The organism is Streptomyces alanosinicus, assembly GCF_014650595.1.
Taxonomy (GTDB): domain Bacteria; phylum Actinomycetota; class Actinomycetes; order Streptomycetales; family Streptomycetaceae; genus Streptomyces; species Streptomyces alanosinicus.
Map to the genome: position 1 here is coordinate 271,484 of NZ_BMVG01000002.1, position 14,630 is coordinate 286,113.

Annotated in this window: 16 protein-coding genes; 7 read left to right on the forward strand and 9 right to left on the reverse strand. The window is 72.3% G+C overall.

The annotated features are described in order from the left end of the window. Positions 1–198: 198 nt before the first annotated feature. Positions 199–1,347: an effector-associated domain EAD1-containing protein gene (locus IE277_RS07535; protein ID WP_189949740.1), complete on the reverse strand. Its 1,149-nt coding sequence runs from the start codon at positions 1,345–1,347 to the stop codon at positions 199–201. A 271-nt stretch (positions 1,348–1,618) separates the two neighbouring features. On the opposite strand from IE277_RS07535, the gene IE277_RS48755 reads away from it, so the two are divergent. After that, complete coding sequence (locus IE277_RS48755; protein WP_268252229.1) at positions 1,619–1,747, forward strand: hypothetical protein; 129 nt, start codon at positions 1,619–1,621, stop codon at positions 1,745–1,747. Positions 1,748–1,862: 115 nt separating this feature from the next. On the opposite strand, the gene IE277_RS07540 is transcribed toward IE277_RS48755, so the two are convergent. Continuing rightward, positions 1,863–2,456 (reverse strand): flavin reductase family protein, encoded by a 594-nt coding sequence (locus IE277_RS07540; protein ID WP_189950147.1) that lies wholly within the window; start codon positions 2,454–2,456, stop codon positions 1,863–1,865. A gap of 82 nt (positions 2,457–2,538) precedes the next feature. Here IE277_RS07540 and IE277_RS07545 point away from each other — a divergent pair, with 82 nt between their 5' ends. Further along, on the forward strand, positions 2,539–3,459 hold the full coding sequence (locus IE277_RS07545) for a hypothetical protein (protein ID WP_189949742.1): 921 nt from the start codon (positions 2,539–2,541) through the stop codon (positions 3,457–3,459). A 3-nt stretch (positions 3,460–3,462) separates the two neighbouring features. Here the strand turns inward: IE277_RS07545 and IE277_RS07550 are convergent, their stop codons facing one another. The 3 genes from IE277_RS07550 to IE277_RS07560 all read right to left on the reverse strand — a co-directional run bounded on the left by IE277_RS07550 (position 3,463) and on the right by IE277_RS07560 (position 7,808). Further along, a complete protein-coding gene (locus IE277_RS07550) occupies positions 3,463–4,254 on the reverse strand; it encodes an enoyl-CoA hydratase/isomerase family protein (RefSeq protein WP_373310738.1) in 792 nt (263 codons plus the stop codon). Beyond that, a complete protein-coding gene (locus IE277_RS07555; RefSeq protein ID WP_189949746.1) occupies positions 4,251–6,470 on the reverse strand; it encodes an acetate--CoA ligase family protein in 2,220 nt (739 codons plus the stop codon). The genes IE277_RS07550 and IE277_RS07555 overlap by 4 nt, the downstream gene beginning before the upstream one ends. Before the next feature lie 141 nt (positions 6,471–6,611). Next, on the reverse strand, positions 6,612–7,808 hold the full coding sequence (locus IE277_RS07560; RefSeq protein ID WP_189949748.1) for a flavin-containing monooxygenase: 1,197 nt from the start codon (positions 7,806–7,808) through the stop codon (positions 6,612–6,614). A gap of 227 nt (positions 7,809–8,035) precedes the next feature. On the opposite strand from IE277_RS07560, the gene IE277_RS07565 reads away from it, so the two are divergent. The 3 genes from IE277_RS07565 to IE277_RS07575 are packed head-to-tail and all read left to right on the forward strand — an operon-like array spanning position 8,036 to position 9,781. Continuing rightward, entirely contained in the window at positions 8,036–8,485 is a 450-nt protein-coding gene (locus IE277_RS07565) for a DoxX family membrane protein (protein WP_189949750.1), read from the forward strand. Further along, positions 8,485–8,880 carry a Zn-ribbon domain-containing OB-fold protein gene (locus tag IE277_RS07570; RefSeq protein WP_189949752.1) on the forward strand — a complete coding sequence of 132 codons (396 nt, stop codon included), beginning with the start codon at positions 8,485–8,487 and terminating at the stop codon, positions 8,878–8,880. Before IE277_RS07565 ends, IE277_RS07570 begins: the two co-directional genes overlap by 1 nt. A gap of 55 nt (positions 8,881–8,935) precedes the next feature. Beyond that, complete coding sequence (locus IE277_RS07575) at positions 8,936–9,781, forward strand: NmrA family NAD(P)-binding protein (protein WP_189949754.1); 846 nt, start codon at positions 8,936–8,938, stop codon at positions 9,779–9,781. Positions 9,782–9,829: 48 nt separating this feature from the next. Here the strand turns inward: IE277_RS07575 and IE277_RS07580 are convergent, their stop codons facing one another. Together IE277_RS07580 and IE277_RS07585 are read right to left on the reverse strand one after the other, a co-directional pair. Next, positions 9,830–10,495: a pyridoxine/pyridoxamine 5'-phosphate oxidase gene (locus IE277_RS07580; RefSeq protein ID WP_189949756.1), complete on the reverse strand. Its 666-nt coding sequence runs from the start codon at positions 10,493–10,495 to the stop codon at positions 9,830–9,832. A gap of 30 nt (positions 10,496–10,525) precedes the next feature. Continuing rightward, positions 10,526–10,951 carry a pyridoxamine 5'-phosphate oxidase family protein gene (locus IE277_RS07585; protein ID WP_189949758.1) on the reverse strand — a complete coding sequence of 142 codons (426 nt, stop codon included), beginning with the start codon at positions 10,949–10,951 and terminating at the stop codon, positions 10,526–10,528. 234 nt (positions 10,952–11,185) lie between these two features. Here IE277_RS07585 and IE277_RS07590 point away from each other — a divergent pair, with 234 nt between their 5' ends. Continuing rightward, entirely contained in the window at positions 11,186–12,139 is a 954-nt protein-coding gene (locus IE277_RS07590) for a CorA family divalent cation transporter (RefSeq protein WP_189949760.1), read from the forward strand. A gap of 73 nt (positions 12,140–12,212) precedes the next feature. Here IE277_RS07590 and IE277_RS07595 read toward each other — a convergent pair whose 3' ends face one another. Further along, complete coding sequence (locus tag IE277_RS07595; RefSeq protein ID WP_189949761.1) at positions 12,213–12,791, reverse strand: TetR/AcrR family transcriptional regulator; 579 nt, start codon at positions 12,789–12,791, stop codon at positions 12,213–12,215. Positions 12,792–12,882: 91 nt separating this feature from the next. On the opposite strand from IE277_RS07595, the gene IE277_RS07600 reads away from it, so the two are divergent. Then, positions 12,883–13,329: an anthrone oxygenase family protein gene (locus tag IE277_RS07600; protein ID WP_189949763.1), complete on the forward strand. Its 447-nt coding sequence runs from the start codon at positions 12,883–12,885 to the stop codon at positions 13,327–13,329. Positions 13,330–13,436: 107 nt separating this feature from the next. Here IE277_RS07600 and IE277_RS07605 read toward each other — a convergent pair whose 3' ends face one another. Beyond that, positions 13,437–14,606: a thiolase C-terminal domain-containing protein gene (locus tag IE277_RS07605; RefSeq protein WP_189949765.1), complete on the reverse strand. Its 1,170-nt coding sequence runs from the start codon at positions 14,604–14,606 to the stop codon at positions 13,437–13,439. Positions 14,607–14,630 lie beyond the last annotated feature (24 nt).

Here is a 14,630-nt window from a genome sequence, read left to right on the forward strand (position 1 = left end):
GCTCATGCACATGGCGATCGTCTCCGCCCCGGTCCTCGTCCTGGTGCTGGCGCGGACATCCGGCTGACGCACCCCCATGGCGACCGCAGGGTCAGGGTCGCGTCCCCTTGATACCCCGCCCGCCGGGAAACTCCGGCGGGCACGTCACACCAGCCACCCACGAGGTCGGGCCCGGCGGAGGACCTCTCGCGTGACCCGCTAGGCGGTTGTGACGCCCAACTGGCCGCCGTCGCGTACGCCCTGGTTGTACAGCGGCCGTTCCGGGTCGAGTCGATGGGCCTCGCCGCTCTCGTCGCGGTAGTCGACGACGGTGTGCAGCAGATGCCCGTTGGCGTCCTGGGCCGCCTCCGTCCGGTACTGCGCCCAGACGGCGGGGACCAGTTCGCTCGGCAGGGTCGTGTTGGGCACGTAGGGGATCTCGAACTGCTGGCCGTCGGGGCCCATGACCTCCAGGCGGGTGTACAGGGCGGGGCGGAAGTCGTACTCGCCGTAGAGGACTTCGACGCCGGGTGCGATGTGCGCGGCGCGCTCGCGCAGCCGGTCCAGCCGATGCGCGGGCATCTCGGTGACCCGGTAGGCGGCCTGCCGGTGATCGGCGTACAGCTGGACGGCGTCGGCGTCGACCAGTTCGCGCACCAGCCGGAGCAGCTCCGGGTACTCCTCGCTGCCCACGAACTCCACCGTCCGGTACAGCGTGTCGGCGTTCCCGGCGGCGCCGCCCGGCTGCTGCCGCTCCTCGCCGAGGAACTCGCGGATCTTGTGCAGCTCCTGGTTGCCGGGCCAGCGCCGCAGCATCGTCTCCAGCAACTGCCGTACGCCGCCGCGCTGTACGGCGCCCAGTTCGAGGGCGCGCACCACCTGCCGCCAGTAGGTGACGATGTCCTGTGTCGCGTCCCAGCGGGGCCGGGTCTGCGGCGGGAAGTCCATGTCCTCCAGCAGTTCCTCGGCCTGGTTCTGGGTGCGGTACAGCTCGGCGAGCGTGTCGACCAGGACGCGTTTGATCTCGGGTGGCAATGAGTGGCCGGTTACTTGCCCGGGTTCCGGGCGGCGAGAGATCTTGGCCCACCGGGCTCGTGGTGCGGGGGCGCGGCTGACGTGGACCTCATGGAGGGGAGGTGGCTCCTCATCTCCTGCAGCCCTAGCCTCGGCCTCCTCGGCGACCGTGTCCCAGAGACGGTGGAACCGCTTCATCTCGTCTTCCGGCTCGATGTCCGGAGCCCGGCCGGCGAGTTCCACCACCAACAGCTGCAGAAGGCCCCAGGCGGGCAGGCGGGGTTTGGTGAACGCGTCGTGGATCCTGCTCGAACTGGCGACGCCGACACCGAGACCGCGAGACAGGTCGCGCACCGACGGCCACCCTGCCTTCCGGTGGAGCGTGTGAAGCTCATCGCTCAGCCGCTTGCGTGGCCCGGGAGCCAGCGCGGGGGGTGTGAGTCTTGCCATCAGCAGTCCCAGCCGAGTGTCCAGAAGCGTCAGATTGTGTCCGATGGACAAGGTACAGCGTCCGAACTCGTATGAATGCGCGTTGAGTTGTCCACAGTCGTCAGGTCGCGTCAACGGGCCCTTTTGCAAGCACAGCCTGGGTGAGAGATGCCGGAACTCACCAAGGAGGAAGGGAATGCTGGACAACGCGCTGGCACTCGTAGCTGAGGGTCTGCTCACCCAACTGCCCGCCAGCCTGCTGACTGCGGCTGTCACCGCGCTCGCAGTCTGGGGGGTTCGCAAGTGCCGTAAGCGGCAAAAGTGAGCAGGGTGTGCGAAGGCCCCCGGTCAAGCTGGCCGGGGGCCTGGGTCCGCGCACCCGCGCCGACCTGCTCGGGGCGATCGAGAAGGCGGGCCTGAAGGTGCCGTCCGCCTGCTCCTCAGGGGCTGAGCCGGCCGAACCGCCCCCGGTGGAAGAGCAGAGGCTCGCCCCCCTCCTGCGCGTCGAGTGCGGTCACCCGGCCCACCACGATGAGGTGGTCGCCGCCGGTGTGGACGGCGTGGATCGTGCAGTCGATCCAGGCGGCGGTGCCGGTCAGGCGGGGGGAGCCGGAGGCGGGGGCCGGGTCGTAGGGCACCCCGGCGAACTTGTCGGCGCCGCTCACCGCGAAGGCGCGGCACAGTTCGTCCTGGCCGGCGGCGAGGACGTTGACGCAGAAGACGCCGGCGCGGGCGATACGGGGCCAGGTCGTCGACGTACGCCCGACCATGAAGCAGACGAGGGGCGGTTCGAGGGAGAGGGAGGCGAAGGACTGGCAGGCGAAACCGGCGGGGCTCCCTTCCCCGTCGGGCGCCGGTGCTGTGATCACGGTCACGCCGCTGGCGAAGGCGCCCAGCACCCGCCGGAACTCGGCCGGGTCGACCGGCGCCCGCTCGTCCTGCCGTACGCACCGCAACTCCGGCCGTGGCAGCGGCTCCACGGACCGCGGCCTCAGATACCGGACTGCTGCCGCCGCCGCCCCCGCATGTCCCATCATGCCCTCCATTGAAGCTGACGGTATGTCAGATGGGAAGCCTGGTGGACGGCTCCGCGCAGGCGGTTCATAGGGTGCGGGAATGGGGTGGGAAAACGTGCGCGCGGGCGGCCGGTCGTTGTGGGGCGAGGTGTCCGCGGTGGTTCCGGTGAACGCGGCGCAGCTGCCGGCGGCCGGGGTGCTGTGGTGGATCTGGACCGCCACCCAGGACCAGTACGACACGGGCTACGGCGGCGCCTTCGGGGTGTTCTGCCTGATGGTCTTCGCGCCACTGCTGCTGCCGTTGCTGGGTCTGCTCGTCTCGGTGCCGCTGACGCTGCCCGCGAGCGCGCTCGCCCGGCAGGCGCTGCGGCGCTTCGCCGGGCCGGAGTGGGCCTGGCGGCTGGCCGGGGCGGTGGTCACGGCCGTCGGCTGGGGTGCGGTGACGACAGTGCTGTGGCACTGGGCGTTCGGCACGACGGTCGTGGTTCTCGCCGCGCTGGGGGTGCTGCCCGCGCTCGGCGTCGTCTATGTCCGCGGACGGTCCTGGTCGTCGTGGGGGGTGTGGTGGCGCTCGGCGCTCGCCTGCGCGGGCCTGTTCGCGCTGGCCCTCGGCGGCGGGATCCTGGCCACCGTGACCGGTCTGATCGAGCAGTACGAGCCGCCCAGGCTGACCTCCGCCCGGCTCGCCGGAGTCTGGCGCGGTGCGGACGGGGCCGAGCTGCGGCTCGATCCCGGCGGCCGGGCCACGGCCCGCGCGCTGCCGGCCGAACCCCCCGAGAGCCACTGGACGTCCGGCGACGTCAAGGACTACGTCGTGTGCGCGGGCTCCGGCACCTGGAAGTCCGACGCCGATCCGTTCGGCACCGACCGCGCGGGCATCCTCCTGCACCTCGACGACGACTGCGGACTCGACACCCACTGGTCGGTCAGCGGCACCGAGTCCGCGCCCCGGCTGTTCGCCCTCATGGGCGGCGACCCGGACGACGCCACCCTGCGGATCCTGGACCGCGCGGGCGGCTGACCCTCACCGCCCCCGGAACTGCGGCCCGCGCCGCTCCGTGAACGCCCGCAGTCCCTCCCGGGCGTCCTCCGTCGTCATGTTGATCTCCTGCGCCCAGGCCTCCGCTGCGAAGGCGGTCGCGCGGTCGGCGTCCAGGGAGGTGTTCACCAGGTGCTTGGTCAGGGCCAGGGCGCGGGTGGGGCCGGCGGCCAGCCGGGCCGCCCATGTGTCAGCCGTCTTTCCCAGCTCGGCGTCGGGCACGACTCTGTTGACCAGGCCCAGGCGTTCCGCGTCCGGTGCCGGGAGGGCATCGCCGAAGAACATCAGCTCCTTCGCCCGGTGCGGACCCAGCAGGCGGGGCAGGAGGTAGGCGCCGCCGGCGTCCGGCACCAGCCCGCGTCGTACGAACACCTCGATGAAACGGGCCGACTCGGCGGCCAGGACCAGGTCGCAGGCGAACGCCAGATGCGCGCCGAGGCCGGCCGCCGTGCCGTTCACCGCGGCCAGTACCGGCTTCTCGCAGTCCAGGACCGCCGCGATCAGCCGCTGGGCGCCGAGGCGGATGGTGCGCGCCACATCACCGGGGATCCGCTCGCCGGAGACAGAGCCAGAGTCGGTCCGCAGGTCCGCGCCCGTGCAGAAGCCGCGGCCCGTGCCGGTCAGGATCACCGCCCGCACCTCCGGGTCCGCCGACGCCTCCGACAGGCGCGCGATCAGGTCGTCCCGCAGGTCCGGGGTGAGGGCGCCCAGGGCTTCCGGGCGGTTCAGGGTCAGACGCAGGACCTGGTCGCGGGCCGACACCAGCAGATCGCTCACTTGCACACCACCAGCGCGTCCAGCGCGACCGCGCCCTGGCCCCGGGGCAGCACCAGCAGCGGGTTGATGTCCAGCTCCGCCATGTGGTCGCCGAGTTCGAGGGCCATGCGCTGGACCCGCAGGACCACCTCCACCAGCGCCTCCCGGTCGGCGGGCGGCCGGCCGCGGACGCCGTCCAGCAGGGCGCGGCCGCGCAGTTCGCGGAGCATCGCGCGGGCCTGGTCCTCGCCGAACGGCGGGACCCGTACGGCCGCGTCTTTGAGGACCTCCACCAGCACTCCGCCGAGGCCGACCGTCACCGTCGGGCCGAACAGCTCGTCGTGGGTCATGCCGACGACCATCTCCACGCCCTGTTCGACCATCTGGCACACCAGGATCCCGTCCAGCGAGACCCCCTCGTAGCGGGCGATGTCCATCAGCTCGCGGTAGGCGTCGCGCACCTGGCTGGCCGAGGTCAGCCCGATCTTCACCAGGCCCAGTTCGGTCTTGTGGGCGATCTGCGCGCCGGAGGCCTTCATCACCACCGGGTAGCCGACCTGCGCGGCCGCCCGTACCGCCGCCGCCGCGCTGGTCACCAGCTGTTCGCGCGGCACCCGGATGCCGTAGGCGCGCAGCAGCTGTTTGGCCGCGTGCTCGCTGAGCTGCCGGCCGGGGCGCATCAGGGCCTCGGCCTTGCGGAAGGAGGGGGACGGGGTGCGCGGGGCCTCGTCGAAGGGGGAGCGGTAGTCGCCGACGAAGTGGTGGTGGTCGAGCCAGGCGCGCACGGCGGTCAGGCAGTTGCCGACCGTGCGGAAGGTCGCCACGCGGGAGGAGCCGAGCAGGACCTCGCGGTAGGCGGCCTCCGTGCCGACCGGTGAGCCCCACACCACGCACACCAGTTTGTCCGTCTCCTCGGCGGCCTCGACCAGGTCCGTCACGAGCTTGTCGCTCAGGGGAGGGAAGGGCCCGGTGACGGGACAGACCAGCACCCCGACCGAGGGGTCGGCGAGGATCGCGTCGATGATCCTGCGGCCGCGCCAGTCGCCCACCGGGTGCCCGCCGTTGTCCACCGGGTTGGCCACGCTCAGATACTCCGGTATCCACTGGTGCAGCTCCGCCTGCTTCGCCTCGGACAGCCGGGGCAGCGACAGCCCGGCCGCCGTGGCGAGGTCGGCGGTGTGGGCGCCGGTGCCGCCGGAGATCGAGTACACCGCGACCCCGTCCGCCAGCGGCGCCCGCGCCCGCGCCAACAGGGCCGCGGTGTCCTGGAGTTCGTCGAGTCCGTCGACGCGTACGACCCCGAACTGGCGCATCGCCGCGTCCACCACGTCATCGGCGCCGGTCAGCTTGCCGGTGTGCGAGGCGGCCGTACGGGCGCCGGCCTCGGTGCGGCCCACCTTCACCGCGACCACCGGCACCCCCCGGCGGGCGGCGCGGTCGGCGGCCAGCAGAAAGGCGCGGCCGTCCTTGAGGCCCTCCACATAGGCGGCGATGGCGCCGACCTCGGGCTGCTCGGCGAACCAGGAGAGGAAGTCGGCGGTCTCCAGGTCGGCCTCGTTGCCGGTGGGCGCCCAGTGGGAGAGCCGGATGCCCAGCTCCTGGAGCGAGAACACCGGGCGGCCCTGGTGGCCGGACTGGGTGATCAGGGCGATCGCCGGGCCGGTCAGGTCCTGGCGGAAGTCCTCGAAGGCGTTGAGGTTGGTGTTCGGGCCGAGCAGCCGCAGGCCCGAGCGGCGTACGGCGTCCGCCAGCCGCTCCTGTGCCGCGGCGCCCGCCTCGCCCGTCTCGGCGAACCCGGAGGCGAAGGCGACCGCGAACCTCACCTTGGCCTCGGCGAGTTCCTCGACCACCGGCAGCGGGTCGGCGACCAGCAGCACGGCCAGGTCGACCTGTTCGGGCAGGCCGGCGACGGAGGCGGTGCAGGGGATGCCGAAGACGGACGGGCGGGTCGGATGCACCGGGTGCACCCGCGCGCCCACCCGCTCGGCCCACGCCAGCAGCTGCCGGGTGATCCCGGTGTTCGGCCGGCCCTCCGTGTCCGAGGCGCCGATCACGGCGACCGACTCGGGCCTGAAGAAGCGGCTCAGGTCCGGGACGTCCGCGTACAGCGGCCGTCCGCTGACGTCCAGGTCGTCGACCTGGCTCTGCACGACGGGGCCGGGCCGCTGCTCGCCGCAGGCGATCACGCGGGCCCGGCGGGAGTCGGTGGTGAGGGTGCCGTGGGTTGATCCAAGCATCGGTCCGCCCGCTCCTGTGAGACAGCACAAGTGAAACTGACGCTCTGTCAGATTACTGAACTGACGCAATGTCAGGAACTGGTCGGAGCCGCAAAGTTACCGATGGGTGCGCAGGGGGGTCGCGATGGGGGTGCGGGAGAGTCACCGATGGGTACGCAGGTGGCCCGCCAGCGCCTTCGCGATCTTGCCGGCGTCGAGCGCCATCTCCCGGAGCATTCCGCTGATCGGATTGGTGAATCCGGTGAAGTACAGACCGGGCGCCCCGGCGGGAGCACGGCCGCCGTGCACCACCGGCCGGCCCCGGTCGTCCAGCACCCCGAGATGCCCGATCAGACCCTCCAGGGCCCGTGCGTAGCCGGTCGCCGCGATCACGGCGTCCGGCTCGATGCGGCTGCCGTCGGCGAGGACGACCTTTCCGGGGGTGCCGCCCTCGAAGGACTCGACGGCGGCCACGATCTCCACCTTCCCCTTGCGCACGGCGTTGATCAGGCCGACGTCCTGGACCGGGATGGCGCCCTCCGCGGCCCTGCTGTACAGGCCGGTGTCCGGGCGGGGCAGCCCCCGGGCGGACAGGTCCGGCACATCGACCTTGGCCTGGATCCGGCACAGCCGGTCCACGAGCCGCACCGGCAGCCGCCGTACCAGCACGCCCGAGTACTGCGCGGGCCAGCCGAGCCGTGAGCGGCGCACGAGGTGCGGCACGGTGCGCACGGCCAGCCGCACCCGGGCGGCGCCGCCCGCCACCAGGTCAACGGCGATCTCGGCGCCGGTGTTGCCGGCGCCGACGACCAGGACGTCCCGGCCGGCGTACGGCCCGGCGTCCCGGTAGGCGCCGGCGTGCAGCAGCTCTCCGGTGTACTCCGTGCGGCCCGGCCAGTCGGGCAGATGCGGGGTGTGGTTGTAGCCGGTGGCGACGACCACCGCGCTGCCGGTCAGCTCGCGCCCGCCGGAGGCGTGCAGCAGCCAGCCGGTGCCGTCGCCGGCGGGCTCGACGCGGAAGACCTCCACGCCGGTGACGATCTCCAGCTCATGGTGCTCGGCGTACGTCTCCAGATAGCGCACCACGTCGTCCCGGGCGACCCAGCGCCCGAACCCGCGGGGGATCTTCAGGCCCGGCAGGGCGGACAGCCGCCGGGTGGTGTGCAGCCGCAGCCGGTCGTAGTGGCCGCGCCAGGAGGCGCCGACGCGGTCGGCCCGCTCCAGCACCACGGCCCGTATGCCCCGTGCCCGCAGCGCGTACGCGGCGGCCAGCCCGCCCGGACCGGCACCGATGACATAGACCGGGCGGGCGGCGGGGGTGGCGGAGAGCTGCACTGATGCGGAATGCGAGACGGCCATGCTCCGGAGCGTAACCACGCACTCGGTTGATGGGTCTCGGTCAAGACCGGAATTGGTTGCGGATTGATCACGTGTGTGGAGAAGCGTGCGCTACAGGTGACGTAGCGCACGCGTATGAGGGGGAAGTGCGCGGCTGCTCACGCTTCTTGGCGCGGTGGCGATTCAGGGCCGATTCACGGCGGACCCACAGGTGTGCTTCGCCCGCTATCTGACGTACCGTCAGATCCATGGACTCGATATGGCTCGACGGCGCGGAATGGCTCGCGGTGCTGCGGATCGGCCTCGGTCTGTGGTGGCTGGAGAGCTGGCGGCACAAGGACAAGAAGGCCTGGTTCGAGCGCGGCAGCGGCATCGCCTGGGCGGCGGGGGTTGCGGAGAAACACCGCTGGGCGCCGGTGCGGACCGGCTTCGAGACGATGGTGAAGCCGCACCCGAGGCTGATGGCGTACATCGTCGCCTACGCCGAACTCGCCCTCGGCCTCGGCCTGATCCTCGGCTTCCTGACCCCGGTCGCGCTGATCGGCGGGCTGCTGCTGAACGCGATCTACTTCGTGCTGATGATCCACGACTGGGCGGAGCAGGGCCAGAACTCGATGATGGCGCTGATCTCGCTCGTCGGCTTCTTCGCCATGTCCTGGCAGACCTGGTCGCTCGACGCCTGGCTGGGATGGTTCTGATGGGCGCCGTACGGTACGACGTCCCCGAGCCCGACGCCTTCACCCGCCCCTACTGGGAGGCGGCCGCGCGGGGCCGGCTGCTGATCCGCCGCTGTGCCGCCTGCGGCCGGGCCCACCACTACCCCCGCGAGTTCTGCCCGCACTGCTGGAGCGAGCAGGTGACCTGGGAGGAGGCGAGCGGCCGGGCCGCGCTCTACACCTGGTCCACGGTCCACCGCAATGACCTGCCGCCCTTCGGCGACCGTACGCCCTATGTGGCCGCGGTCGTCGATCTGGCGGAGGGGCCGCGGATGATGACGCAGGTCGTGCACTGCGCGGAAGGAACACTGACGGCCGGGATGGCCCTGCGCCTGACCTTCCAGGACGGAAAACCGGTGTTCGAGCCCGGCGGTTGAGCCCGATCATGGGTGGAGTTGAGCCCGATCATGGATGAAAGGGGGGAGAGCGACGATGATCCTGGTGACCGGGGCGGGCGGGAATGTCGGCGGGGCGCTTCTCGGGCATCTGCGGGGCGCCGGTGCGGCGGTGCGGGCGGCGTACCGTGATCCGCGCAGGACGGAGCGGGTGATCGGGGCGGGCGGGCAGGCGGTGACGCTCGATCTGGCCGATCCGGACACGCTCGGCCCGGCACTCGACGGGATCGACACGGTGTTCCTTCTCGCCCCGACCGGCCCCGCCCAGACGACGCTCGAACTCACCATGGTGGAGGCCGCCCGGGCGGCGGGCGCCCGGGTGGTCAAGCTGTCGGTCTGGCGGGCCGACGAGCAACTGACGCCGATCGCCCGGCTGCATCGCCCCGTCGAGGAGGCGCTGTTCGCGTCCGGGCTGCCCTGGACCGTCCTGCGGCCCAACTTCTACCTGCAGAACTTCCTGCGCCAGTCGTCCGTCCGCGAGGCCGGGCAGTTCACCCTGCCCCTGGTCACGGCGCCCATCAGCTTCATCGACGTGGACGACGTCGCCCGGGTCGCCGCGCGGGTGCTCACCACCGACGGCCACGAGGGCCGCGTCTACGACCTCACCGGGCCGCGGGCGCTGACCTACGCCGAGGCCGCGGAGCAGTTCTCCGAGGTACTCGGCAGGCCGGTGCGCTATGTGGGTCCGGCCGACGACGAGGCGCGCGCGATGATGCTCGGCCGCGGTATGCCGCGGTTCCAGGCCGACGCCCTGATCGAGGTCGCCCGCGCCTACCGCGACGGCGGCGCCGACACCGTCACGTCCACGGTCGCCGACCTCACCGGCCGCGCCCCCCTCGGCTTCGCCGATTTCGTACGGCAGAACCGTCACGTCTTCGAGTGACCGCGCGGCGCCGCCCGGCTCACGCGACTCCGGGAGCTGCGCTCCCGCTCACGGCCACAGCAGCTCCCGGCGCCAGCCGAACTCGGTGCTGCGGTACTCAAGTCGTACGTGCCGGCGGTCCGGGTCGCCCTGGAAGAACTCCACCGTCCGCGGCCGCAGCCGGTACAGGGTCCAGGTCGGGGACGGCTCGGCCGGGTTCTCGCGGGCCCGCTGCCAGGCGGCCTCGGACACCCGCCGCAGCTCGTCCAGCGAGGGCAGTTCCGCGCTCTGCCGGCCGGTGAGCGCCGCGGCCAGGGCACCCGTGGACCGGGCGTGCAGGTCCGCCTGGCTCTCCTCGGCCGGGGCCGCCGTCACCGGCCCGCGCAGCCGCACCTGGCGGCCCAGCACCGGCCAGTAGAAGACCAGGGCCGCGGACGGGTGGGCGGCCAGGGCCCGGCCCTTGCGGCTGGTGGCGTGCGAGGCGAAGGACCAGCCGCCCGCGTCGGCGCCGTGCAGCATCACGATCCGCGCGTCCGGCTCGCCCGCCTCGTCCACCGTGGCGAGCGACATCGTGTGCGGCTCCGGCTGCCCGGCCGCCACCGCGTCCGCGAACCAGCCGGTGAACAGCACCAGCGGCGTCGGCGGGGCGGTGTCCGGGTCGAAGGCGGGCAGCGTCGTCGTCTTCGCGTCCCACACCCGCAGCGACCTCAGCAGGGCCGGGAGATCAGTTCCCATGCCCCCATGGTCACATCCGGCCCGGCGTGCTCACACCCGGCCGAGATCCGATGACACCCACCGCTCGGGACGCATGTGGACGACCACCTGCTCCCCGTGGTTCTTCCAGGCGAAGTCGACATAGCCGGGCACCTTCTCGGCCGGCAGATAGCGGGCCGCGATCTCCCGCAGCTCCTCGATCGTCGCCGGGGTCGTACTGATCACCGGTCCCTCCACCGACACGTACCGGATCGTCGGCTCCAGCCGGTCGACCATCAGCGTGAACCGGCCCGCCTCGCTGATCAGGCCGTACTTACGGGACTCCAGCCCCGTCATGATCCATACGTGTCCGCCGGGCTCGTACCCGTACCAGATCGGCACGCTGAGCGGCGCCCGCCCCGGGCCCGCGTCCACCGCCAGCGCGGCGATGTGCGGCTCGGCCAGGAACGCCTCTCGCTCTGCGCGGGTCAACGCCATGTCGGTCTCCTCCTGCGGTTCGTCCGTGGCCGGCGACAACAGCGGCCGGCACGGGCGGTCTTCCCGCCGGGCCCGCCGGCCGATCGGTTCCGGCCGGGCCGCGTCGTCCGTTCGGCGGCGGTCCCGCGGCGCACACGAGTGCCTCCGGGTGCGCGCCGGCCGGAGCGCGGGGACGCTCGGAGCCACGGGCTTCGGGACTGACGGTGAGGGGCGATGATCGTAACGGTGGTGTCGATGCCAGAGGTGACGATCGCCCGCACGGATGTCGCGGACGCGGCCGGGCGGCTGGCCGCGGACCGCTTTCTGCTCGTCGACATCGAGCTGCCCGAGGAGGCGCCGGAGCCGGTGCCGCCGATCGCCGAGCAGCTGGGCCTGGACGCCGGGGAGCTGGACTGGCTCGGCGGACGGGACGAGCCCGCGCGGGCGGAGTTCCTGGGGGACCGGGCCGGTTTCGTCGTGCCCGTGGTCCACGGGGAGGAGATCGCGCACCTCCATGTGGTGGTGACCGAGCGGTTCCTGGTCTCCGTGCACCGGGGCCAGGCCGGGCTGGCGCGGGGCATCGGCGCGGCGCTGCGGCACGAGCGGCCCGACGACACGGTGGCCGTGCTCTTCCTCGTGCTCCAGGAGGCCCTGGCCACCTTCCGCCGGGCCGCGGTGCAGGCGCTGCTGCAGACCGAGGAGCTGGAGGACGACATGTTCGAGGACCGGCGTCCCGAGCAGGTCTACCGGCTGGCCCGGCTGCGCCGGCGCTCCGCCCTCCTGCACCACGCGCTGCTGCCCTACCTCCAGGTGATCGACGAGATCCTCGCCCGCCGGATGATGAGCCCCGCCTTCCCCGAGCAGCGGCGCCAGGGCGCCGAGGCGTTCCAGACCGCCGGCCGGATGGTGCTCGCCGACATCGAGTCCCTCCAGGACGCCACCCGCCGGGCCTTCGCCAGTTACTCCTCGCTGGTGGCGGGGGAGCAGAACGGCGTGATCAACCGGCTTGCCATCGTGTCGGTGATCTTCCTGCCGCTGTCCTTCCTGACCGGGTTCTTCGGCATGAACTTCACCTTCCTGACGGACAAGCTGGAGACCAGGGACGAGTTCTGGCTGCTCGCCGTGGGCCTGCAGGCGATCATCCTGCTCGTCTCCCTCTACGTCCTGCACCGCACCCGCATCTGGCGCAGCCTGCGGGACTCGGACTAGGGCGTGTTGCGAAAGTCCCGCCTGCCAGGGCACCAGGCCGGACCAGGTCCTGTCGGCAAAACCCGCGTATCGGTCAGACCTTGGCGAGCCGGTCCATCAACAGCTCCACCCTGCGCTCGGTGTACTCCGGCGGCATCCGTCCCGTCCGGGTCAGGGTCGCGATGCCGTGCAGGCACGCCCAGAACACCTCGGTGAACAGCGCCGGGTCGACGCCGTCCCCGGCGACCTCGCCCAGGCTCTCCAGCAGCGCGGCAAAGGCGTCCTTCAGCGGCTCCGGGGTGTCCTCCCGCGCGAACGCGAGGCCGCCGTCGAGCTGGAACATGGCGTCGTAGACCGCCGGGTTGCGTGCGGCGAAGTCGAGGTAGGCGCGCGCGAGGGCGGCGACCCGCTCGCGCGGGCCGTCCACGGTGGCGGTCGCGGCCCGCACCGCCGCGGCCATCTCTGTGGCGCCCTGGAGGGCGACGGCGCCGATGATCTCGCGCTTGCCGCGGAAGTGGCCGTAGAGGACGGGCTGGCTGTACTCGATGCGCTCGGCGAGCCGGCGGGTGGTGACCGCGTCCCAGCCCTGCTGCTCGGCGAGTTCGCGGGCCGTCGCCACGATGAGGCGCTCGCGCTCCGCCCGTTCGCGCTGCTTGCGTTCCTGTACCGACATGATTCGTATCCTAGCACCGCTAGACAATCGAGCGGTGGCAGGTCTAGCGTTGCCTCATCGGCTAGCAATGCTAGAAATCGGGAGGGTCATCATGCTCAACGCACTTCAGGTCGTCACCACCGTGGTCGTCGGTCTGATGGTGGGGGTGGAGTTCTCCGTCGCCTTCGTCATGAACCCGATCTTCAACGCCCTCCCGGAGGACAGCGACCAGCAGGCCCGCTCCCACGGGGGCCGGATGCTCGGCGCCGTGATGCCGGTCTGGTACATCGGCTCACTCGTCCTCGTCGCGATCTGGACCGTCGCCGGATGGCACCACCACGGCACCGGCCTCGTCGTCACCGCCGCAGCGCTGCTGCTCCTCAGCGTGATCATGTCGGTCCTGCTGCTCGTCCCGATCAACAACCGGGGCAGGACCTGGACCCCCGACAACCGGCCTGCCGACTGGAAGCAGCAGATGAAGCGCTGGGACCGCTACCACTACGTCCGCGTCGCCGTCATCATCGCCGCCTTCACCCTGCTGGTCGCCGCCCTCGTCTGAGCCCCGTGGGGCGAGGCACCGCCAGGCCCGCCCCGGCCCGGCCCGCCCCGGCCCGTTCGAGGCCCGCCTCGCGCGGACCCCGGGGCGCTCGGACCACGGCTGTCCGCTCAGCGGGCCAGGACCATGGTCGCGGAGGAGCAGAACCAGCCGCCCGTCCCGGAGGCCACGCCCAGCCTCGGCGGCTGACCGTCCCGGGCCCGGACCTGCCGCTGCCCGGCCTCTCCGCGCAGTTGTCGCACCGCCTCGACCAGCAGGAACAGCCCCCGCATCCCGGGGTGTTGGGCGGAGAGGCCGCCGCCGTCCGTGTTCACCGGCAGGTCCCCGCCGCGCACCAGCAGCCGGCCCTTCTCCACGAACGCCCCGCCCTCGCCCTTCCCGCAGAACCCCAGGTCCTCCAGCGTCACCAGGGTCATATAGGTGAAGGCGTCGTAGATCTCCGCGAAGTCGATCTCCTGGGGCCCCACCCCGGCCCGCTCGAAGGCCAGCCGACCGCTCACCGCCGCCGGGGACACGGTGAAGTCCCGCCACTCGGACATCGCCGCGTGCGAGACGTGCTCGCCGGTACCGAGGATCCAGACGGGGGCCGTACGGCAGTCCCGTACGTACTCCTCGGCGGCCAGCAGCACGGCCGCTCCGCCGTCGGAGCGCAGACAGCAGTGCAGCTTGGTGAAGGGGTCGGCGATCATCGGGCCGGCCAGGACGTCGTCGACGGTGACCGGGTCCCGGAACATCGCCTCCGGGTTCAGCGCCGCGTTGGCCCTGGCCTGGACCGCCACCTGCGCCAACTGCTCGATGGTCGTCCCGTGTTCGATCATGTGCCGGCGGGCCGCCATCGCGTACTTGGCGATCAGCGTGTGGCCGTAGGGGACCTCGAACTGGAGGGGGCCGCGGGCGCCGAAGGAGAGGTCGCCGGTCCTCCTGCCCGCCTTGATGTCGGCGCGGGCGGTGGAGCCGTAGACGAGGAGGACGGCTTCGGCGTGGCCCGCCGCGATCGCGTCCGCCGCGTGCGCCGCCATGACCTCCCAGGTCGAGCCGCCGACCGAGGTGGAGTCCACCCAGGTGGGGCGCAGGCCCAGATACTCGGCCACCTCCACGGGGGCGAGTGTGCCGAGGCCGGCCGAGGCGAAGCCGTCGACCACGGCGCGGTCCAGACCGGCGTCCGCGAGGGCGCGGCGGGCCGCCTGTGCGTGCAGGGCGTACGCGGTGGCGTCGTCGACGCGCCCGCAGTCGGAGAGGGCCACACCGACCACGGCGACTTTCCGGCTTCCGCGACTCATGAAGGGCTCCTCCCCCTGGGCATA